Origin of the sequence: Halovivax gelatinilyticus (genome assembly GCF_024300625.1) — an archaeon.
Lineage (GTDB): Archaea > Halobacteriota > Halobacteria > Halobacteriales > Natrialbaceae > Halovivax > Halovivax gelatinilyticus.
In genome coordinates, this window is record NZ_CP101322.1 from 531,365 (window position 1) to 550,783 (window position 19,419).

Sequence of the window (19,419 nt, forward strand, 5' to 3'; positions counted from 1 at the left end):
ACATTCTAGACGGAGCTACTTCATGGGCGACGTTGATATGCTGACGTCGAAGACTGACATATCAGGTATGCGTTCGCAGTGGGAGAACCACGGACTCGACGAACGACCGAGAAAAATGTGCCGATCAGCGGCGGTACCGGTCTAGCACCGACGGCAGCTGCTTCGACACCGTTCCGCCGATCCGATCTCTGACCGAACCCAGGAGCCCGTTCGGGACGAACAGAACGAACAGCACGAAGACGATCCCGAGGTAGAGCGGAGCGCGGCCATCGATGACCGAGTTGATGACGATCGATTCGCCGACGAGGTCGCGCAAGAACGGCGCGAGGCCGCCCTGTTCGGACGAGAGGATGTCCTCTAGCCACTCGAAGAACACCGAACCGAAGAGCGGGCCGGCGAGCGTGCCGATTCCGCCGACGATCGTTACGATCAGCGCGTCAGCGGTGTGCAGGAAGTAGAACGTCTCGTCGGGCGAGGCGTTCCCCCTGAACCCGGCGAAGAGCGCGCCGGCGATCCCCGCGAAGAACCCGCTGAATCCGAACGCCACCATCTTGTACCAGAAGACGTTGTAGCCGATGGCGCGAGCCCGCTCTTCGTTTTCGCGGATGGCGATCATCACGCGTCCGAACGGCGAGTGGATAATCCGTTGCATCGCGAAGTAACAGAGCAGGACGATCAACCCGATCGCCCAGTAGGATACCTCGGTCGCCGAGAGGTCGATCCCCAGGCCGAGAACGTTCTCGAACTCCGTCCCCGCAAGTCGGCCGATGCTGACCGAGAGCGAGTCGACGAACGGGATTCCGATTTCCGGCGTCGAACCCTGGTGGGTCGGGCCCTCCTGTGGATTGGCCGCGACGTAATCCCAGTTTCTGACGAGTTCGTAGATCACCTGAGCGACCCCGAGCGTGATCATCGCGAAGTAGACGCCGGTCAACCGGAACGAGACGAGTCCGATGGCCAGCGCCAGCGCGAACGCCAGCAGACCTCCGAGGACCATCGTCACCACGAACGGCGTCTCCGCCGGCAATACCGGGACGTCACCGTTCGCGATCAGGATGATCGTGTACGCCCCGACGCCGTAGAACGCCGCGTGCCCGAACGAGAGGTAGCCGGTGTAGCCGCTGATGAAGTCGAAGCTCATCGCGAACAGCCCGAGGAACAACATCGCGATGACGAACGTCATCGCGGGCATGAAGGCGTCGAAGAACGCGCCGAAGTCCACGGTCGCGACCATCAGATCCACACGCGGCAAGCCGGCCATCGACGAGTAGATGAACGGGTACAACGCGAAGACGGCGACGACCAACCCGTGGGCGACGTGATCGCGTGCGTACTGGCGGAGCCAGTGGTCGCCGTCGGCTGACGACGAGGTCGCATCGCCCGCCCGTTCCGTTGTCGTCTCGCGCCCGTCGGGCGCGTCCGTCTCGGGCTCCTCGCTCACGGCCGAGTCGCCGCCGTCGGTTCGAAGGGGCCGCCCGCGCTCGCGATCGAGGTCGCGGGGAACGCGAGGACTAATGGCCACCCACCTCCTCGACGCCGTACAGCCCCTGCGGTTTCACGACGAGCGTGATCACCAGGAGCAAGAACACCGTTACCTCGGGGAGTCCCGGGAAGGTCACGATACCCGTGTGGAACAGCCACGTCGTGAACGAGTCGGCGAGGCCGACGACGAGGGCGGCCACGATCGTCCCCTTGAACGAACCGAGGCCGCCGATGACGACGACCACGAACGCGTACAGCAGAACGTCGATGTTGAGGAGGACGCTCGGTCCCCACGTCGGATCCCACATCAAGAACACGCCGCCGAGCGCAGCCAGGCCGGTCCCGAGGCCAAACACGACCGTGAAGGCCCGTCTGACGTCGACGCCGAGTGCCTCGACCATCTCCGGGTCTTCGCTGCCCGCACGGATGTAGAGTCCGTACAGCGTTCGCGTCAGAAAGAGCCAGACGGCGGTCGCGACGAGCACCCCGCCCGCCGCGGCGAACAGGTAGAACGCCCTGACGTTGACCCCGAGGGTCTCCTGGATGATCCCGATCGGATTCTGGAAGGCTCCCGGAATCGTCCCCGCCGCCGCAGACCACGTCGGCTCCGGTTGGATTCCCTGGAACGTCGCGACGATCCGCGCGAGTTCTTCTAAGATGAGCCCGATCCCGAACGTCAGCAGGATCTGGTACATCGGCGTCCGGTCGTAGATCGGCCTGACGAGCTTCGTCTCGACGAGCGCGCCGAAGGCCGTCATGGCCGCCATCACGACCGCTGCAACGGCGACGAACAGTGCGATCCGGGCGATCGGTCCCGAGCCGGCGGAGATAGCGACGACCATCAATATGCCGCCGAGGTACGCTCCGATCATCGCGAACGCCCCGTGGGCGAAGTTGAGTACGCCCATCAGACCGAAGACGAGCGTCAACCCGACCGCGATGATGAAGTAGATCGCCGCCTTGCCGAGCCCCTCGACCACGATGCGAACGAGGGTGCTCGGCTGCAGCAACCGATCGAGGAAGTTGAGGAACCCCTCGTAAAATAACGGCAGTTCCACGAAACCGGGGACGACGGCCATCGAGGTCACGATAGTCGAAAGGAATCCCGTCATGCAGAGAGATACCTCCGGATCCGTTCGTCGTCGGCGCGCACGCCCTCGGTCGGTCCGGATTCGACCACGGTGCCGTGATCGAGCAAGTAGAACCGGTCGGCGAGGTCCATCGCGAGCGGGAAGTTCTGCTCGACCAGCACCATCGTCGTCTCGGCGGATGCTTCGCGGAGCGCTTCGACGACCTGTTCGACGATCATCGGCGCCAGTCCCTCGCTCGGCTCGTCGACGAGTAACAGGTCGTTGTCACCGACCATGCCTCGTGCGATCGCGAGCATTTGCTGTTGTCCGCCGCTCAGATTGCGCGCCTCCTGATCGCGAAAGCGCTCCAGGTCGGGAAACAGGTCGAAGACGTACTCACGAAGCGGTTCGTAGGCCTGATCGGGCCCGACCGAGACGCGAACGTTCTCTTCAACCGTGAGGTACCCAAACATCCGTCGGTCTTCCGGAACCCATCCGATACCGCGATTTGCAACCTCGCTCGTCGCCAGTCCGGTGACGTCCTCGCCCGCGAAGCGGACGACTCCCTCTCGCGGCGGCGTGAGTTGCAGGATCGACCGAAGCGTGGTCGTCTTCCCGACCCCGTTGCGCCCGAGAAGCGCGACGATCTCCCCCTCCTCGACGTGGAGGTCGACACCCTGGAGAATGTGACTCTCTCCGTAATAGGTGTGAACGCCGTCGAGTTCCAGCAGGCTCATCCGGCGGACACCCCGGACTCGGAGCCACCCGATTCGACGTCGCGGTTCGAACCGTCGTATCCCCCGAGATACGCCCGCTGGACGGCCTCGCTCTCTCGAACGGCGGCCGGTTCGCCGTCGGCGATCAGCTCGCCTTGATTCAGGACGGCGACCCGGTCGCTGATGTCCATCACGACGTCCATGTTGTGTTCGATCAGCATGACGGCGTGGTCGTCGGCGACGTCTTCGATGATGTCCGTGACCGTTTCGACGTCCTCGCTCGAAACGCCTGCGGTGGGCTCGTCCAGCAGGAGGACGTCCGGTCGTCCAGCGAGCGCGATGCCGATCTCGAGTTTTCGTTTCTCCCCGTGGCTCAGGTTCTGTGCGAGTTCGTCGGCCGCCTCTGCGAGGCCGATTCTGGCGAGGATCGATTCGGCCTCGGCTACGTGCTCGTCGAAGGCGTTGACGTTTCGCCAGAAGTGCCAGGAATCCCGGCCACGGTGGGCCTGAACGGCGATGCGTACGTTCTCCAGGACCGAGACGGTCGGGAATATATTAGTTATCTGGTACGAACGGTGCAACCCGAGCAGCGCGGTCCGGTGGGGCGAGTGCTCCGTGATGTCGATCGGATCCAGCCAGGGATCGATCGCCGCGGTCGACTCCGCACCGCGCTCGATCGCCTCGACGAGCGCGTTCGGCTCGGCGTACCGGTCGGCCAGCGCTTCGTCCGTCTCGATCGCCTCGGCCGCGGCGCCGGCTCTGAGCGACCGCGGTGCGAACTCGATTCGGCCACGGGTGGGTTCGAGGACTCCGGTGAGTAAATTGAAGAAGGTCGTCTTTCCCGCGCCGTTCGGGCCGATCACCGAGCATAGCTCGCCGATCTCGAGACCGAAGTCGACGCCGTCGACCGCGGTGATCGCATCGAACTCCTTCGTCAGGTTGTGGGTCGAGAGGAGCATGTGGCTCAGAGTGAACAGCTCGATTCGTCGGCCGGAACCATCACCTCGTCGGCGTCGAACGTCTCGATCGGCTCGCCCGGCATGACGGCGGCGTCCCAGGTGTCTGCGTATTCGTCGCTCGTTGGGACCGGCCAGGCGACCGTCATGGCCGACGCCGCCTGGTTGTTGTGCTCCTGGAACGTGTACGCGTTCTCGCCCTTCGGCGTGTACTCGACGGTCATCCCACGCATCTCGGCGGCGATGTCCCCCGCGTCGAGCGATCCGGTCTCGTCGATCGCCTGGCCGACGGCGGAGCCGCCCACGAACGTCCCCGCACTGAAGAGGTCCGGGACGATGTCGTAGGCGTCGACGTGCATCTCGATGAACGCATCGTTGATCTCGTTGTCGTACTGGTTCCAGTGATAGCGGGTGGTGAACGGACCCAACTCCGCGTCCTGGATGTCCTCCGCGGTGAAGCCCTCTCCGAGGGTCGCTTCGATCACTTCGCCGATCACCTGGTTCGTCACGAGTTCGGCGAAGCCACCGAACGCCTGTATCTCGTCGTACTGCATCGCCGTCGGGAGGAACTGCGGAAGCGTCGCGAACGTAAAGCCGCCGACGACGCCGTCGGCACCCTGTTCGAGCGCCTCGTCGAACAGCCCGCCGAACTCGCTGTAGCCCTGCTCGACGAACCGCGGTTCGAGCACCTCGATTCCCTCGGCTTCGAGGACCTCCTGGTACCCGTTCGCGACCCCCTCGCCGAACGCGCCCTCGGCGGCGAAGATCGCGACCGTCGAGACGTCTCCCTGCTGTGCGACGTAGCGCCCGCCGGCGCGGGCGTCCATCGCCGTGTGCTCGCTCGCCCGGAACATCCGTTCGTGACAGTGGTCGCTGGAGACGGTGATGTCCGCGTCGGCGGCCGGCCCGACGACGAACGGCACGTCCGTCTCGTCCAGTACGCTTCCGGCGATCAATCTGGCCGAGTCTGAACTCGACGTGCCGAACAGGAGGTCGACCTCCTCGTCGATGATCAGATCTTCGGCGACGTTCTGCGCCGTCGTGGGGTCGAACTGCGTGTCCTGGACGACGAACTCGAACGTCGGCCCGTCGTCGGTCTCCATCTCGTGAGTGCCGGTCGACATGCTCGCTACCGGATCGGCGTCGTACCGGTAGGCGAGACCCGAGTAAAAGCCCATCAGGCTGATCTGGCCGTAGTACTCGAGGTCGCCCGAGGTCGGCTGAAGGACGCCGATTCTGAACGTTTCACCCTCGACGCCGCTCTCGCCGTCGTCGATACATCCGGCGAGGGTCGCCACCCCGGCGGCCCCCAGCGCGCCTGTTCCCCGCAGCACGGTCCGTCTGCTGTGACGTTTTACCATACTATACTGTTTAAGGACACTAGGTCTGCAAAGTCGGCCGGGTTGATATACGAACCACGAAACCCGTTTTTCACACCGAATCGAAAGACGGCGACCGTTTGGGAAGCCGCTTAGGTCCACCTGACTTCGACGGCGCGACGAAAGCAGGCTCGACGACGCGATACCAGCGGATTCCTCGAATTACTACCGAACGTCTCCGACGGGTCGCTTCCCGACTCGTGACGGACGTGCGAGGAATACGCTCCTCGCGGTGGGGTAAGAGGAGATCCACCTGAAGAGGGTAAGCCGACCAGTCGACACGACGTTCACACCGACTCAGCCGACGTCCTCGATCGACTCCATGGCGTCGACGACGCGCTTTAGAATCTTGCGCTCGGCCCGACGGACGTTCTTCGAAACGGCGGTGTCAGAGACGTCGAATTCGTTGGCGAGCATCTGTAGCGTCGCCCCGCGCGGCTGATCGAAGTAGCCTTTCTCGGCGGCGACGACGAGCGTTTGCCGCTCGGTTTCCGAGAGCGTCCGACAGGCTTCGAGCAGCGTCTCGGCGGCATCCGAGTTGTAGAGCAAGTCGAACATCGGATCGAGTTCGAGGCTCGAGCGCCGTTCGACGGTGAACTCGTTGTTGACCTCGAGTTCGGCGAGCGTGTCGTCGGCGGTTCGCTCGTCGTCGAAGCCGACTTCCCACCGTTCGGTCCCGGCTTCGATCTCGAACGGACCGGTGATGAATCCGTCGTTGTTTCGGATTACGCGCATCGCATTCGTCTCTGCGATCGTCGTCCGGATCAACGCGATCCCCTCGTGCTTTTTGAACAGGTCACACTCGTGCATGTTCGAGTGATTCTGCAGGGCCGAGAGGCCGGATTCGAGCGTTCCGCGGTCGTCTCCCTCGACCATCATCCGCGTCTCGAGTTCGCGCCGATCGGAATCGAAGTCCCACTGGAGCGTCCGAAACGAGACGTCGTGGTCGTCCGTCGTCTCGATGAACGGACAATCGTACTGTTCCATGTCCAGTGTGACGTCGATCATCGTCGTTCGTGTTCGTTCTCGTCACTCATAACGATGCGTGACGGTTGTTCGTCCAAACGGCCTTGATCTTAGGGATCATGTGAAGTGGTTCCAAACTCGTCTACGATCGCTTCCCGGTCCAGCTTCGAGGGGCCGCTCGTGGGCATCTCGTCGACGAACGCGAGGTGAGCCGGAATCTTGAACCTGGCGAGCGTGCCGTCGAGAAATGCCTCGAGTTCCCCGTGCGTCAGCGACTCGTCGCCCTCGACGACCGCCTTCCCGACCGTTCCCCACCGCTCGTCCGGAACGCCGACGACGATCACCTCCTCGACGGCCGGGTGGTCGGCGATGGCGTCCTCGACTTCGGGCGGATAGACGTTCTCGCCGCCGCTTACGAACATGTTCTTCTTTCGGCCCTCGATGTGGTAGAACCCGTCCTCGTCGACGCGAGCGAGATCGCCGGTCGACACCCAGCCCTCGCCGAACGTTGCCGCAGTCTCCGTCTCGTTTCCCCAGTAGCCGGACGCCGCGTGCGGGCCGGCGAGTTCGAGTTCGCCGATCTCGCCAGCGTCGACGGCTTCCCCGTCTTCGCTGACGATTCGGGTGTCGACGTGCAGAGCCGGTTTCCCGACGCTCGCAACCTTCTCCGCTGGGAACTCATCAGGCATCGCGAAGTTGTTCGGCCCGATCTCGGTCAGGCCGTAGCCCTGCGTGAGGTCGACGTCCCGGTCGCGCCAGGCCCGAACGATCGAGTCCCGACAGGGTCCGCCACCGCTCTTGGCGAATCGAAGCGTCGAGAGGTCCGTCGCCTCCCAGTCGTCGTGGTGAGCCATCGCTCGCAACACCGCGGGGACGGCCACGAGCACCGTCGCACCGTGGTCTTCGACTTGCGTCAGGACGCAACCGGGATCGACCTCTCGATCGATGACGAGGGTCCCACCGACGCTCATAATCGGCAGCGTCAGGACGTTCCAGCCGCCGGTGTGAAACGCCGGAAACACCATCGGTGCGACGTCGTCGGGTCTGAGCCCCCAGGCGGTGATCGTGTTGAAGCTGTTCCAGTAAATCGACCCGTGGGTTATCGTCGTCTCCTTCGGCGTCCCGGTCGAGCCGCCGGTATGTAAGAGCAGGTGCGGATCCGAGAGCGAACGGTCGACCGGCACCACAGGAGCGCCGTCGACGGGAACCTCGTCCGCGTACCGATCCCAGCCACCGGCCGGTTCGGCTGTCTCGAGTTCGACAACTGGCGGTTCGATCGACGACCGCGCGATGGCGTGTTCGAGCCGCTCGACGAACGGCGACTCGATGACGAGCAGATTCGGGTCGATCAGCTCGATCAGTTCCGCCAACTCCGGCGGCGCGAGTCGGTACGAAAGCGGCGCCAACACCCCACCGGTCTTCCCCGCCGCACAGAAGAGATCGATCGTCTCGATCCGATTCCGGGAGACGAGCGCAACCCGCTCGCCGTCTGCGACGTCGTAGGCGTCGAGGAGTCGGGCGGTCCGGTTCGCCCGCCGATCGAGGTCGGCGTACGTGAACGATTCTCCCGTTCCCTCGTCGACGATCGCGGTCCGATCGGGCGAGAGCGATGCGCGCCGACCGCTCCAATCGCCGACCCACTCGTACGCCGGATCGCCCCACTTCATGCGTCCACCGGCGAGATCGCTCCCAGGAACGTTCGAAGTCGATCCGTCACCGCCTCGGCCTCCTCGATGAAGAAGAGGTGGTGGGCGCCGTCGAACGGTTCGAACGTCGCGTTCGGGATCGACTCGGCCAGCAAGCGACCGTTCTCGACGGGGAGAACGCGATCGGCCGTCCCGTGGGCGACGAGCGTCGGGATCGAGATCCGGTCTAGCTCGTCGCTCGCGTCGAACGCCATCACGGCCGCCGCCTGGGCCGCTCGCGCGGCCTCGCTGGCGTCGCTTTCGAGACGCCAGTCGACGATTCGGGAGACGAGATCGGGGTCGTCCTCGTAGAACGTCGGCGAGACGGCCACCGCCATTCGGTGTTTGATCGCCTCGCGCTCGTCGGCAGACTCGGGCACCGAGACCAGCACTTCCTGGGTCTCCTCGGGAATCGGTTCGGCGTCCGGGCCGCCCGGCGAACTACACAGAAGCGAGAGCGTCGCCGCTCGATCGTACTCGATCGCGTAGCGCTGGGCGATCATTCCGCCCATGCTCGCGCCGACGACGTGCGCACGAGCGATCCCCTCCGCGTCGAGCACCGCCTCGACGTCGGCGGCCATCTCGTCGATCGAGTACGGGCCCTCCGGTTCGTCGGAGTCGCCCGCACCCCGGTTGTCGATTCGGATCGTCCGGTGCGAATCGGCGAGGGCGTCCCGCTGGAATCGCCACATCCAGCGACCGTAGCCCAGCCCCGAGAGAAATACCACCGGCTCGCCGTCGACCGGTCCGTCGACGTCGTACGCCAGCTCGGTTCCGTCGCGTGTGACCGTCTGCATATCCACCACGTTTCTCCCGAGCGGAAAAGTACCACACCGTTCGAGTATCAACCCCCAGGTACAGGCCGGGTCGACGAAAAGTACTGTACATGCCAGCAGCCAGCCCCGGAGACGTCGCCACGGCGAGCCGAACGGCGACTCGCGACCGCATCGAACGGTTCGCCGAGGTCACCGGAGATGACAATCCACTGCACGTAGACGAACGCTACGCCGGAGGCGGCTTTTTCGGCGAGCCGGTCGCCCACGGCATGTTCGCCGCCGGCGTGGTCTCTAGCGCGCTCGCCTCGCTCGACGGCGACGTCATCTACGTCTCACAGGACCTCCAGTTTCTCGCCCCCGTCTACGTGGATCAGACCGTCACCGCGACAGTCGAAGTGAGCGAGAATCTGAGTGGCGACCGACTGCGCGTCGAAACTATCGCCGAAACGGACGAAGAGACCGTCGTCACCGGCGAAGCGGTCATCCTCTCGCTCGAACGCGAGGGAGGCGGTCGCCTACCCAGTCGGTAGCCTCACACCAGCACGCGTTCTAACTCGACGACGGTCCCCGACTCGGCGTCGGGGTCGCCGACGAGCCGACCCAGACAGATGGCCGACCCCTCCGGCGTGTAACAGGCGACGAGCGGGGCCTCCGTCGAACCGTCGGCCGTCGATTCGTCGACCCCCTCGACCGCGAGGACGCCCGGCGCGTACACCGGCGCGCCGTTGGCCACCTCGCGGGCCGCACTCTCGGCGATCGTTACCGACGGCAGGTCGACGAGCACCCGTTCGGCCGGATCGACCACCTCGGACACCGCCTCCGGCTCGTCGTCTTCGAGCCAGAACGCGAGCGCGTCGATCAGGTCCGTGGCGCTGACGAGGTCTCGGTCGTCGAACGGGTCGGTCGCCGTCCGTCTGAGATCGCCCATGTGACCACCAGTGCCGAGCGCCAGACCGATGTCGTGACAGAGTTTTCGTACGTAGGTGCCACTCTCACACCGAATTCGAAGCAGGACCCGGCGATCGTCGACTTCGAGCGCCTCCAGTGCGTAGATCTCCCGGACGCGGAGGCGACGGGAGACGGCGCTCTTTCGCGGCGGTTTCTGGTAGATCGGTCCTTCGAACTCCGCGAGGACCGTCTCGACGTCGGTCGGCACCGGCGCGTGACACTCCAGGACGGCGACGTACTCCTTTTGCCCCTCCAGAAAGACCGGCGCGAGCCTGGTCGCGTCACCGAGCATGACCGGTAGACAGCCGGTCACCTTCGGATCGAGCGTCCCGGCGTGGGCGGCCCGTTCGATCGGCGAATCGCCCGCCGCAGAGAGCGTCTCGTCGACGGCGTCTCTGATCCAGGCGCTCACCTGGTGCGAGGAGGGGCCGGCCGGCTTATCGAGGTTGACGACGCCGAATTCGAGTAGTTCTGCCGGCGATCGGTCGTCCGGTGGGGGGCGAAGTGTCATCGTTCGACGAGTTACAGCTCGATTGCCAGTTCGATGGGGACTTTCCCTTCGTCTCCGACGGGGTCGTACTCCTCGACCGCCGTGACGAGCATGTCGAGTACGGCGTCGGGTTCCCAGCGGGCCGTGTTGACCGAGAGGTCGTACGGCTTGAGATCCTCGATGTCGATCCCGTAGTACTCCTCGTATCGTTGTGCCTCACTCGCTTCGCGGGCGCGCGTCTCTTCAGTAGCGTTGACGGGATCTTTGTCCTCGCGGTCGGCGATCCGCTCGCCGCGGACGGCCGCCGGCGCGTCGAGCCAGAAGCGAAAGTCGGCGTGCTCGCCGGCGAGCCACCCGGCCAGGCGCGACTCCAAGACGAGGCCGTCACGCTCGATGGCCACCTCTCGCAGCCGACGGTCGAGGTCGCGATCGATCCCCTCGTTCTCCTCGGCGAGCTTGTTGAACTCGAGCGGGGTGTAGCCACGCTCGTCGGCGAGTTCGCGGAAGATGTCGCCACCGCTCACGTGCTCGAGTTCGAAGTGCTCGGCGAGCAACGCGGCCGTGGTGCTCTTTCCGCTCCCTGGCGGACCGGAGACGGTGAGTAACATACCGGGAGTGTATCGGCGCCGGTAAAAGGGGTTTTGAATTAGACGCCGAGAGGGCGTTCGACGGTGGCCGGCTCAGCTCGAATCCGGGCTCAGATTGATGTTGAGCGCCTTCCGGAGCAACTGGGAGAAGCCCAGCGAGCACAGGAAGTACCAGACGATCCAGCCGGGCATCGGACCGATTATTCCCGAACTGAGCGTCACCTCGCCGGCCAGCGGCATCACCATCTGCTGTTCGACGCCGGTGAGCGCGTCGGCGTGATTCCCGTGGAGTTTCCAGTACATCCAGAGGAACAGCGGGATGACGAAGAGCATGACCCAGACCATCATCCGGAACTGATCTTTGAACATGCCGAGGTTCTCGGCCATCGCTTCCATCTGTTCTTCCTGGACGCGATCGAGTTCGTTCTCCAGGCGCTCGATCTCCGCCTCGGGTGCCTCGCGCTCTTCGGCCTCTTTCAAGGCCTTCTGAGCTTCCTTTCGCTTATCGCCCATCGCTTTCATCCGCTTTTGATACTTGCCCATGCGCTCTGGGTCCATCACGACGGACTGGATCAGGGCGGACCACAGTCCGGTGATGAGCGCGACCGAGAGGATGACCGCGTAGAACGGCAACGCGGCGTCGAGCGGCGCGACGAGGAAGTTGATCGAACTGCCGACGGCGTCGCGGACGGTGTCGGTCCAGTAGCCGAACATCAACAACAGCGAGATGACGCCGGCGAGTTTGTCCCACTGGGTCCACTTCGAGGCGTCGGTGTCGATCTCGACGCCGCCGATCGGTCCGTCATCCCCGTCGCCATCTAACGCCTCGTCGTAGGCTTCCCGGTCGGCGATCTCGAAGCCCTCGTCGCCGTCGACGAGGACGCCTTTCTCGATGATTCTGCCCCACTGGCCACTGGTGAGGTCGTCGCTGACGTCCGCCCAGTCGACCTCGCCCCCGTTCTCGTCTGCGCGCTCGCGGATTGACTCGAGGGCCGCCTCCATCTCCTCGTCTTCGCGAAGGAGCGTACTCACTTTCTCCGCCGTGCGCGTCATTCAACTCGAAGGTAGCCACCTTCGGTATACAAGCCTTTTTCTTCTGTTCCGTCCCGACCCGCGTCGCCGATCGGCCCGACTACCCGCTCCGAGCGAAGCCTTCGGGTGAGAGCGCATCTGGCAAACTGTTTCAATGGGGGACCAGTAGTGGCGAGCATGGAGAAGCTAAATCGGATGGCGATCGAGCTGGTCGACGAGGCCCTCGAGTACGCCGCGGAGCTCAACGTCGGTGCGACCCAGCTCGATTCTGAGGCCACGATTCTGGACTTCGGACTCGAATTCGACGGCGGCATGGAAGCCGGACTCCTCTGTACGGAGATACAGACGGCCGGCCTGGCGACGGTTCGGCGCCAACTCGGAACCATCGGAACCGCGACCATTCCCTACGTCGAACTCTCGACGGATCAACCCGCGCTCGCGTTGCTCGGCTCGCAGAAGGCCGGCTGGGAACTGACGGCTGAGGACTTCGAAGGGCTCGGAAGCGGTCCCGCCCGCGCGCTCGTCGCCGGCGAGGATATCTACCAGCGAATCGGCTACAGCGAGCACTTCGATCTGACCGCGCTGGCCGTCGAGACCGACGTGGAACCGACCGACGCCGCGGCCGAACAGGTCGCCGCCTTCGCCGGAGTCGAACCCAGCAGCGTCTTTCTCGTCGCCTTTCCCACCGCGAGCGTCGTCGGCAGCGTGACCAACGCCGCCCGGGCCGCCGAGGTGGCGACCTACCAGCTCTGTGAACTCGGCTACGATCCACTCGACATCGTCTCGGCGAACGGCCGCGCGCCAGTCGCCCCGATCGCCGCCGACGAACGGACCGGAATCGCCCGAACGACCGATGCCCTCGCCTACGGCGGACGCGCCCACCTCGTCGTCCGCGAATCCTTCGACCGCTTCGAGGAGATTCCCTCGACCGCCGGCGAGGAGTACGAGAGCCCGTTCGCCGAGATCTACGACGAGATGGAGTGGTCGTTCGAGGAACTGCCGGCCGGGCTGTTCGGCCCCGCGACCGTGACGGTCGACGTGATGGGCGGCGAGACGCACACCTTCGGCGAGACCGACGAGGAGCTGCTAATCGAGTCGTTCGGGCTGTAGCCGCGGGCCTCGACACCATATGCAATTCAAACCGATTCCCGAGCCGCCGTCCGATCCCACGGAGACGATCGAATCAGTTCGGAACGCCCTGCCGGCGGAGTCGGATTCGGAACTCGACTGCTGTGCGCGCGTGATCGACGACACATGGATCGAGACGCGCGAGGTGGCGAGCGAGTGGATCACCTTTCTCCGGGCGCTCGAACTGGCCGTCTCCGAACCCGATGGCTACCGCCGGGCGTCGAGAAACGAGACCCACGCGGGCGAGGCTTTCCGGCGCCGAGTCGTCGGCGTCGACGCCGTCCTCGGCGCGCTGGAGGTGGCGGACGAACCGCTCACCGCCGCCGAAGTCGACGACAGTCTCGCCGCCCGCGGCGAACGGTCACGGGGGACCGGCCGACGCACCGGCGACGGCGCGGACTCGGGAGTCGTCGATCGCATCGACCGGATTCTCGCGTGGGCCGAGGTGTTCGAGCTGGTCGACCGTCGCGATGGTCGGTACCGCCTCCGGTCGTGATTCACACCGACAGGTCCTCGACCCACGCGTAGCCGTCGTCGGTCGCCTCGATCGTCCCCTCGGCGAACCAGTCGTCGACGATTGCATCGATACCGTCCTCGTAGGTCGGGTACGTCGGCGTCCAGTCGGTGACAGCTCGAAGCCGATCGGCGCTCGTCGGCATCGAGTTCGTGAGGAGGAGAACGGTGTCCCGACCGACGACGAATCGCGCGAGCCACCCGGGCACGCGTCTCGGGTTCGACGCACCGAGTCGATCCGCGAGCAACCCGATGAAGTCGGCGAACGTCACTGGTCGCTCGTCGACGACGTGGTAGGTTCCCGTCAGGCTCGCTTCGACCGCCGCCGCGTACGCGGCAGCCGCGTCGTCGGCGTGAACGATCGAGAGCGCGGCGTCCGTCCGACCGAGGAGGCCGCCGCCGACGATCGGCAGTCGTCCAGCGAGGAGTCCCTCGCCAAACTGGCGGGTGTGGGCCGCGTCGGGCGCGTAGAACCAGCCGCCGCGGAGCACGCAGGTGTGGATGTTGGAATCCCTGGCGACGTTCTCGAGAAACCGCTCGGCTTCGAGGGCCGACTCGGTCGTTCGATCCGGGTTCGGCGGCGACCCCTCGTCGAACGGTTCGCCGTCCGGCTGTCGGGCGAGCCAGACGACGCTCTGGAAGATGAACTGGTCGACATCTGCCGCTTCGGCGGCGGCCCACAGATTCTTCGTTCCCTCCGTCCGGATACGGTCGTTACGTTCCCAGTCGTCGGCAGACGGCCTGTTCGCCGTCGGGATGGCCGTCGCCGCGTGGATCACGACATCGGCGTCGTCGACGGTGTCGAGAAGCCCCTCCCGATCGAGGACGTCGCCGTACGCGGGCGTCCCGCCCCGGGAACGGACCGCCCGCTCGCCGACGTCGTCCCTGACGAGGCCGACCACGTCGTGGCCGCGGTCGGTCAGTTGATCCACGAGTCGTCGCCCGAGAACACCGGTGGCACCGGCGACGAAGAGGTTCATGTCGGCAAGTTTACTGACAGAGTACAAAAGTGTATCCCGCGTGCCGATCTCCGTCGGCCGCGCGGAGGATCGTCAGCTCGCCCGGAAAACGACGTGCTCTCGTCCCGTCGCGACGCGGTCGACTCGATCGAAGACGCTCGCGTGTTCGCTCAGATCGAGACTGCGGTGGTGAACGAACCAGCACTCTCCGTCCGGCGTGAGTACGTCGGCCGCTCCTGAGAACAGCGACGACAGGACGCCGTCACCGGCGTGCGTCGGCGGGTTACAGAGGACGATATCGAACCGCCGTCCGTCGACGCCGCGAAGGCAGTCCGCCGTAACGACCCGCGGCGTCCCGTTCTCACGGGGAGTTCGCTCGACCGTACGTTCGGCACACCAGGAAGCCAGCCGACACTCGTCGGTGAGCCAGACATCACAGTTGGTCGCCGCGGCGACGTAGGCGCCGATCGGGCCACAGCCACAGCACAGATCCAGGACCCTGCCGTCGGTGGGAAGCGACGGGGTGACCGTCTCCAGCAACAGACGAGTGCCGAGATCGAGTTCCGACGCGGCGAACGTCCCCGGAAGCGTAACGAGTTCGAGGTCGACATCGCAGACGGTCGGCCGGAGGACGGTCGGCGTGACGTGACGCTCGAAATCGACGGCGTCGGGTCGCTCCGCGCGAAGCACGCGAACGTCCCCGGTTCGAGCGATTCGCTCGACGTCCGCACAGCGGGATTCGAGGGCGGACCGGTACCGGCCGAGGCCGCTTCGCTTCGACGCGGCGAGGAACAGCAGTCCGCCGGGGGAAAGCGTCGCGAGCGCGCTCACAAGGTGCTGGACGCCGACGTCGAGCGGCGTGTAGGCCTTCGGCGCGTAGACGACGACGTCGAATCGCTCCTCCAGTGTAGAGACGTCGGCTACCACCTGGACGGCGGCGTCGACGCCGTTTTCGGTCGCGTTCTGTCGGCAGAGTCGCGCGGCGCGGGCGCTCGTCTCGGTCATGGTGACGCGCTCCGCCCGCGACGCCAGGAGCGTCCCGGCGACGCCGTAATTGGCCTCAAGCACGCAGAGACGGTCGGTCGTCCGCTCCCAGCACGCCTCGGCGAGGGCGAGTTCCGCGGGCCGGAACGCGTCGGGCGAGACGACGCCGTCGACGGTCCGAAATCGGTAGACGTCGGGCCCACGCTCGACGTGCGATTCGAGCCGGAGGTCGCGGGTGGCTGCGTTCACGGCGACCACCCCCAGAACGGCTGGATGGCGTGCTGACGATCGGTCGGGCGACCAGGTCCCGCGCTCGGGACGATCCGGTCGTGGGCGAATCGAGACCGACGCAACCGGGTCGATCGCGGTCGTAATTCCCGTTCGGACGCCGCCGTCCAGAGACGGGCGGTCGGCATCGACGGCGGTTCGAGATGGGTTCGGCGACCGCTGGGGTCGGTCGGCCGGGTCGGTTCGTCGTGGCGATTCGTTCGGGCTGTGGTGTGTATAGGTGGGTTCTGCATCGACGCGGATTCGGCGGCTCGCTCGGTTCGATGACGAGACGAGCGCTTCGCTCGCGACGACGCGGACCGCAGAACGGACGACCGAGGCGTGAGACCCGACGATCGGGAGTCGATGGAATATCCACTCCCGACGAGCGAGACCACCTCACCGACGGATCGAAGAAGGCGAGCCCACGCGCCGCTGCGCGAAGCGCGACCCTGGTACCGAACAGCGTGACGACCGTCGGGGAGCCGATCGCGTCAGATCGGACCCGACGAGCGCCCACAGCCGGCGAGCCGGCCGAACCACTGATCCCGACACCGGCGCGAGCCGTCGACGCCGGCGGCGCGGACCCGTCAGTTCGACCCCGAGGCCTTGTTCAACGTATCTCGCCGTTGTGAGTGCGAGGGCAAAAAGATTCGGTCCGCCTCGACGACGATCGGACTGGGAGAACACCACGAGCCGATAGAAAACTTATTTGCTAACACTTTGATTGGTCGAACGAATGTCCCCTGATCAGTCCCCTCGGTTCACCCGCCGAACAGCCCTCTCCATGCTCGGGACAGTTGGTGCGTTCGCCGCCGCCGGCTGTACCGCCCCGGGTGCTCGCACGAACGAAACTAACACCAGTGCAGGTAGTGAACCAAAGGAAACGGCTCCGACCGAACCTCCCGATGATCCGCCGGCCGACTACGACGACTGGCCGGATCCACCCTGTACGGATTGCACCGTCGACTTCTCGACACCGCCAGCGTACGATGACGACAACTGGCGGATGTTGGGCTACGACCCCGGGAACTCGTTCGTCAATCCGCACGCGGACGGACCGTCCGACGATCCCAGCGTGCAGTGGACGTTCGAACGCAACTTTCTATCGATGGGCGCATCGCGCTTTCACCACCCGTTGATCGTCGACGGAACCGTTTACACGACGCAAGTGATCGAACGGCTGAATCGAGACCAGCGCGGTCACTGGAAATTCATCGCCATCGATGCGGCGACCGGTGAGGCCGAGACGGTCTTCGAAGCGAATAGCTCGATATGGCGTCCAACGATCGCAAACGGGATCGTCTACGCGGCCATCGGCCGTGAGGTCCACGCATACGATCTGGAAACGGGGTGTGTCTGCTGGAAATCTGAGGAGATACTCGGCGCTCCGTCCGCGATTCGTCGGGTGGGCGACGTCGTCGTTGCGACTGATAGCGCCTTCCGACGAAAATTGGAAACGTGGGAACCGGTTCCACAATTACACGTCCTTCACGCAGAAACCGGAGACAAACTGTGGGAAGCCCAAGGCGACAATAACGGTTGGGACATCCCCAGAATGCCAATTATCGACAATGAAGTGGTTAATTTTCCCAATACAAAAAGACGGCTTGACCCCCCCACTGGTGAAGAATTGGAGCCACTACCAGTTCGAGCACGCTATCCAGTGCAAACCAATGGTGCGTACTACGGACTCACCGACATCGATGACGAAACTGTCCTCACTACGTACGACTGGGAGACAGGCGATCACCGGTGGACGTACAATCCGGAAGGAGAGAACGTGCGTGCTGGGTGGCCCGTCGTCATCGGTGACACCGTGGTCGTGAGTGAAACGAAAGGATTGGTTTCCGGCGTCGATCGAACGACGGGCGAGCGGCTCTGGCGAATCGAGCCGTGGACGCACTTCGACGGCGTCGATAGCTTTCTCGGGTCCATGTTCCGCGTCGCGACGAGCGACACCGTCTACATCGTTCACGACGGCGGCGCGGTGACCGCCGTCGATCCGACCGACGGTACCATCGAGTGGCAGTTGAAGACCGACGAGATGAACTGGACCGCGACTCGTGGAGGTTGCGCGCTGGCCGGTGATCTGCTGATCACCGTCGGCGAAGGTGGAACCCTGTACGCCATCTCCTGAGCGTCAACCGGTGGCCGCGGCGAGCACCCATCTCCTGGCCAGCGTGACGTTCCTCGGCGCTTCGTCGCTCCGATTCACCCGTTCATTTCAGTCACACACCAGTAACTATATTATTGTCCGCGATAACTGTCAGAACGGAAGCCACCCTCCAGAACGAGTGGGGCATACGTGAAATGCCCCGGGTGTTGGCCCACCCGAGGCGTGGCTTCCAAATCCGCCGAGGATTCAGTTGCCATGTTCCGATACAAACCTCCGAGACAAAAAGGTCTCGCACGTCAGCCGTACCGCCAGCGAACGCTTCATTCAGCCGTTCTAGCGATTACGCAGAGTACGTCGCTCGCAAGGATACTCGACTCGGAGGAGCCCCAATGAGTCGCCCGCCGGATCCGCCGATCTGCTACCGGTGTGGCGACCGCCTCTCTGAGTCCCACTGGATTCGACTTTCGACGGCTCATCAGGGGCCCGCCGCGTCGACCTACCGCGACGTCGACCGGCCGATCTGTCCGGACTGCCTGGCCGCGATCGGGCTGCTCGAAATCGTGAAACGGACGCAAAACAGTCACGAGGCGGCGGAGAACGGTACCGACCAGTCACCGCCGCCTGCGAAGCACGACGCGGTCGATCCTCCCTGGAAGACGCTCCGACGGACCGTGACGAACGTGGAGCGCTGATCGAACCGTCGACGGCAAACCGTGAGTGCCAAATGTATGTTGACGTACGGGGACGAACGATGAACGGTGGGACTGAGTGGTTTCGACTCGCCCCGTGCATAATTATCCAACGTTCCACAACACGAGGGAACGGAACTCCGTCGACAACGACGGGGAAATGGTCATTCCACGGGCGAAACGTCGGTCACCATCCCCACGCCTTTGCTCCGACCCTCGCGGAAGACGAACGCTATCCTCGATCTCCACATCACACGATCCACTAGCATGATACACAATCGCCAAGTCACTCATCAACCGCAACACAGCTGAAGTCGAAGTTCTGCTCGGTGACAAGGGGTACGACGATCAGCAGATTCGAGCAGCGGCCCAACAGGAACGAGATTCGTCCACCTCTCAATCACCGTGAGTTTTCCTCACATCAGAAAGCGTGGAACGCTCGACTGGATGCCGACATCTCCGCTCAATGGTACCAGAGCGAAACGGTGAACTCTCGACTCAAGCGTAAGTACGGTGCGTTCGTGCGGTCACAACCCTGGTGGAAGCAGTTTCGTGGACTCGCCCTTGCATATATCGTCTACAATCTCGACCGATTCTTCTAGCGTATAGTACAGGTGACGCATGTAGTAGCTGCACCCGAACGAAGTGAGCGTGGTTCTCCGACGGCGTGGCC

Annotated in this window: 18 protein-coding genes and 1 pseudogene; 6 read left to right on the top strand and 13 right to left on the bottom strand. The window is 64.5% G+C overall.

Annotated elements, in window-relative coordinates:
* Positions 1-124: 124 nt before the first annotated feature.
* The 8 genes from NKH31_RS02555 to NKH31_RS02590 all read right to left on the bottom strand — a co-directional run bounded on the left by NKH31_RS02555 (position 125) and on the right by NKH31_RS02590 (position 9,051).
* Complete coding sequence (locus NKH31_RS02555; protein WP_254863578.1) at positions 125-1,522, bottom strand: branched-chain amino acid ABC transporter permease; 1,398 nt, start codon at positions 1,520-1,522, stop codon at positions 125-127.
* The gene (locus NKH31_RS02560) at positions 1,512-2,561 is read right to left on the bottom strand and encodes a branched-chain amino acid ABC transporter permease (protein WP_425492330.1); all 1,050 of its coding nucleotides are present in this window, start codon (positions 2,559-2,561) and stop codon (positions 1,512-1,514) included. The genes NKH31_RS02555 and NKH31_RS02560 overlap by 11 nt, the downstream gene beginning before the upstream one ends.
* A gap of 29 nt (positions 2,562-2,590) precedes the next feature.
* Entirely contained in the window at positions 2,591-3,289 is a 699-nt protein-coding gene (locus NKH31_RS02565; RefSeq protein ID WP_254863580.1) for an ABC transporter ATP-binding protein, read from the bottom strand.
* Positions 3,286-4,227: an ABC transporter ATP-binding protein gene (locus NKH31_RS02570; RefSeq protein WP_254863581.1), complete on the bottom strand. Its 942-nt coding sequence runs from the start codon at positions 4,225-4,227 to the stop codon at positions 3,286-3,288. Before NKH31_RS02570 ends, NKH31_RS02565 begins: the two co-directional genes overlap by 4 nt.
* 5 nt (positions 4,228-4,232) lie before the next feature.
* A complete protein-coding gene (locus NKH31_RS02575) occupies positions 4,233-5,585 on the bottom strand; it encodes a substrate-binding domain-containing protein (RefSeq protein WP_425492296.1) in 1,353 nt (450 codons plus the stop codon).
* A 315-nt stretch (positions 5,586-5,900) separates the two neighbouring features.
* Complete coding sequence (locus NKH31_RS02580) at positions 5,901-6,611, bottom strand: helix-turn-helix domain-containing protein (protein ID WP_254863583.1); 711 nt, start codon at positions 6,609-6,611, stop codon at positions 5,901-5,903.
* Positions 6,612-6,679: 68 nt separating this feature from the next.
* A complete protein-coding gene (locus tag NKH31_RS02585) occupies positions 6,680-8,236 on the bottom strand; it encodes an AMP-binding protein (protein WP_254863584.1) in 1,557 nt (518 codons plus the stop codon).
* Positions 8,233-9,051, bottom strand: coding sequence for an alpha/beta fold hydrolase (locus NKH31_RS02590; protein WP_254863585.1), 819 nt, complete (start codon positions 9,049-9,051; stop codon positions 8,233-8,235). Before NKH31_RS02590 ends, NKH31_RS02585 begins: the two co-directional genes overlap by 4 nt.
* 89 nt (positions 9,052-9,140) lie before the next feature.
* On the opposite strand from NKH31_RS02590, the gene NKH31_RS02595 reads away from it, so the two are divergent.
* A complete protein-coding gene (locus NKH31_RS02595) occupies positions 9,141-9,560 on the top strand; it encodes a MaoC family dehydratase (RefSeq protein WP_254863586.1) in 420 nt (139 codons plus the stop codon).
* A 2-nt stretch (positions 9,561-9,562) separates the two neighbouring features.
* On the opposite strand, the gene NKH31_RS02600 is transcribed toward NKH31_RS02595, so the two are convergent.
* From NKH31_RS02600 to NKH31_RS02610, 3 genes are all read right to left on the bottom strand, one after another.
* On the bottom strand, positions 9,563-10,489 hold the full coding sequence (locus NKH31_RS02600; protein WP_254863587.1) for an RNA-guided pseudouridylation complex pseudouridine synthase subunit Cbf5: 927 nt from the start codon (positions 10,487-10,489) through the stop codon (positions 9,563-9,565).
* A gap of 11 nt (positions 10,490-10,500) precedes the next feature.
* Positions 10,501-11,076, bottom strand: coding sequence for a (d)CMP kinase (gene cmk, locus NKH31_RS02605; RefSeq protein ID WP_254863588.1), 576 nt, complete (start codon positions 11,074-11,076; stop codon positions 10,501-10,503).
* Between the two features lie 72 nt (positions 11,077-11,148).
* Complete coding sequence (locus NKH31_RS02610) at positions 11,149-12,108, bottom strand: DUF106 domain-containing protein (protein ID WP_254863589.1); 960 nt, start codon at positions 12,106-12,108, stop codon at positions 11,149-11,151.
* 156 nt (positions 12,109-12,264) lie between these two features.
* Between NKH31_RS02610 and mch the strand changes: the two genes are divergently transcribed.
* Both mch and NKH31_RS02620 read left to right on the top strand, forming a co-directional pair.
* Entirely contained in the window at positions 12,265-13,197 is a 933-nt protein-coding gene (mch, locus tag NKH31_RS02615) for a methenyltetrahydromethanopterin cyclohydrolase (RefSeq protein WP_254863590.1), read from the top strand.
* A gap of 19 nt (positions 13,198-13,216) precedes the next feature.
* Positions 13,217-13,711, top strand: coding sequence for a double winged helix-containing putative transcriptional regulator (locus NKH31_RS02620; RefSeq protein ID WP_254863591.1), 495 nt, complete (start codon positions 13,217-13,219; stop codon positions 13,709-13,711).
* Between the two features lies 1 nt (position 13,712).
* Here the strand turns inward: NKH31_RS02620 and NKH31_RS02625 are convergent, their stop codons facing one another.
* The gene (locus NKH31_RS02625) at positions 13,713-14,708 is read right to left on the bottom strand and encodes an NAD-dependent epimerase/dehydratase family protein (RefSeq protein WP_254863592.1); all 996 of its coding nucleotides are present in this window, start codon (positions 14,706-14,708) and stop codon (positions 13,713-13,715) included.
* 72 nt (positions 14,709-14,780) lie between these two features.
* Entirely contained in the window at positions 14,781-15,920 is a 1,140-nt protein-coding gene (locus tag NKH31_RS02630) for a methyltransferase (protein ID WP_254863593.1), read from the bottom strand.
* 757 nt (positions 15,921-16,677) lie between these two features.
* Between NKH31_RS02630 and NKH31_RS02635 the strand changes: the two genes are divergently transcribed.
* From NKH31_RS02635 to NKH31_RS02645, 3 genes and pseudogenes are all read left to right on the top strand, one after another.
* A complete protein-coding gene (locus NKH31_RS02635; protein ID WP_254863594.1) occupies positions 16,678-18,078 on the top strand; it encodes an outer membrane protein assembly factor BamB family protein in 1,401 nt (466 codons plus the stop codon).
* Positions 18,079-18,446: 368 nt separating this feature from the next.
* Entirely contained in the window at positions 18,447-18,749 is a 303-nt protein-coding gene (locus NKH31_RS02640) for a hypothetical protein (RefSeq protein WP_254863595.1), read from the top strand.
* A 219-nt stretch (positions 18,750-18,968) separates the two neighbouring features.
* Positions 18,969-19,348, top strand: a pseudogene (locus NKH31_RS02645) (transposase); the annotation flags it as partial.
* Positions 19,349-19,419 lie beyond the last annotated feature (71 nt).

Coding starts and splice junctions, on each gene's coding strand:
- NKH31_RS02595 (WP_254863586.1), top strand. CDS start 9,141: ATGCCAGCAGCCAGCCCCGGAGACGTCGCCACGGCGAGCCGAACGGCG.
- NKH31_RS02570 (WP_254863581.1), bottom strand. CDS start 4,227: ATGCTCCTCTCGACCCACAACCTGACGAAGGAGTTCGATGCGATCACC.
- NKH31_RS02580 (WP_254863583.1), bottom strand. CDS start 6,611: ATGATCGACGTCACACTGGACATGGAACAGTACGATTGTCCGTTCATC.
- NKH31_RS02620 (WP_254863591.1), top strand. CDS start 13,217: ATGCAATTCAAACCGATTCCCGAGCCGCCGTCCGATCCCACGGAGACG.
- NKH31_RS02625 (WP_254863592.1), bottom strand. CDS start 14,708: ATGAACCTCTTCGTCGCCGGTGCCACCGGTGTTCTCGGGCGACGACTC.
- NKH31_RS02565 (WP_254863580.1), bottom strand. CDS start 3,289: ATGAGCCTGCTGGAACTCGACGGCGTTCACACCTATTACGGAGAGAGT.
- cmk (WP_254863588.1), bottom strand. CDS start 11,076: ATGTTACTCACCGTCTCCGGTCCGCCAGGGAGCGGAAAGAGCACCACG.
- NKH31_RS02585 (WP_254863584.1), bottom strand. CDS start 8,236: ATGAAGTGGGGCGATCCGGCGTACGAGTGGGTCGGCGATTGGAGCGGT.
- NKH31_RS02590 (WP_254863585.1), bottom strand. CDS start 9,051: ATGCAGACGGTCACACGCGACGGAACCGAGCTGGCGTACGACGTCGAC.
- NKH31_RS02610 (WP_254863589.1), bottom strand. CDS start 12,108: ATGACGCGCACGGCGGAGAAAGTGAGTACGCTCCTTCGCGAAGACGAG.
- NKH31_RS02600 (WP_254863587.1), bottom strand. CDS start 10,489: ATGACACTTCGCCCCCCACCGGACGACCGATCGCCGGCAGAACTACTC.
- NKH31_RS02640 (WP_254863595.1), top strand. CDS start 18,447: ATGAGTCGCCCGCCGGATCCGCCGATCTGCTACCGGTGTGGCGACCGC.
- NKH31_RS02575 (WP_425492296.1), bottom strand. CDS start 5,585: ATGGTAAAACGTCACAGCAGACGGACCGTGCTGCGGGGAACAGGCGCG.
- mch (WP_254863590.1), top strand. CDS start 12,265: ATGGAGAAGCTAAATCGGATGGCGATCGAGCTGGTCGACGAGGCCCTC.
- NKH31_RS02560 (WP_425492330.1), bottom strand. CDS start 2,561: ATGGCCGTCGTCCCCGGTTTCGTGGAACTGCCGTTATTTTACGAGGGG.
- NKH31_RS02635 (WP_254863594.1), top strand. CDS start 16,678: ATGTCCCCTGATCAGTCCCCTCGGTTCACCCGCCGAACAGCCCTCTCC.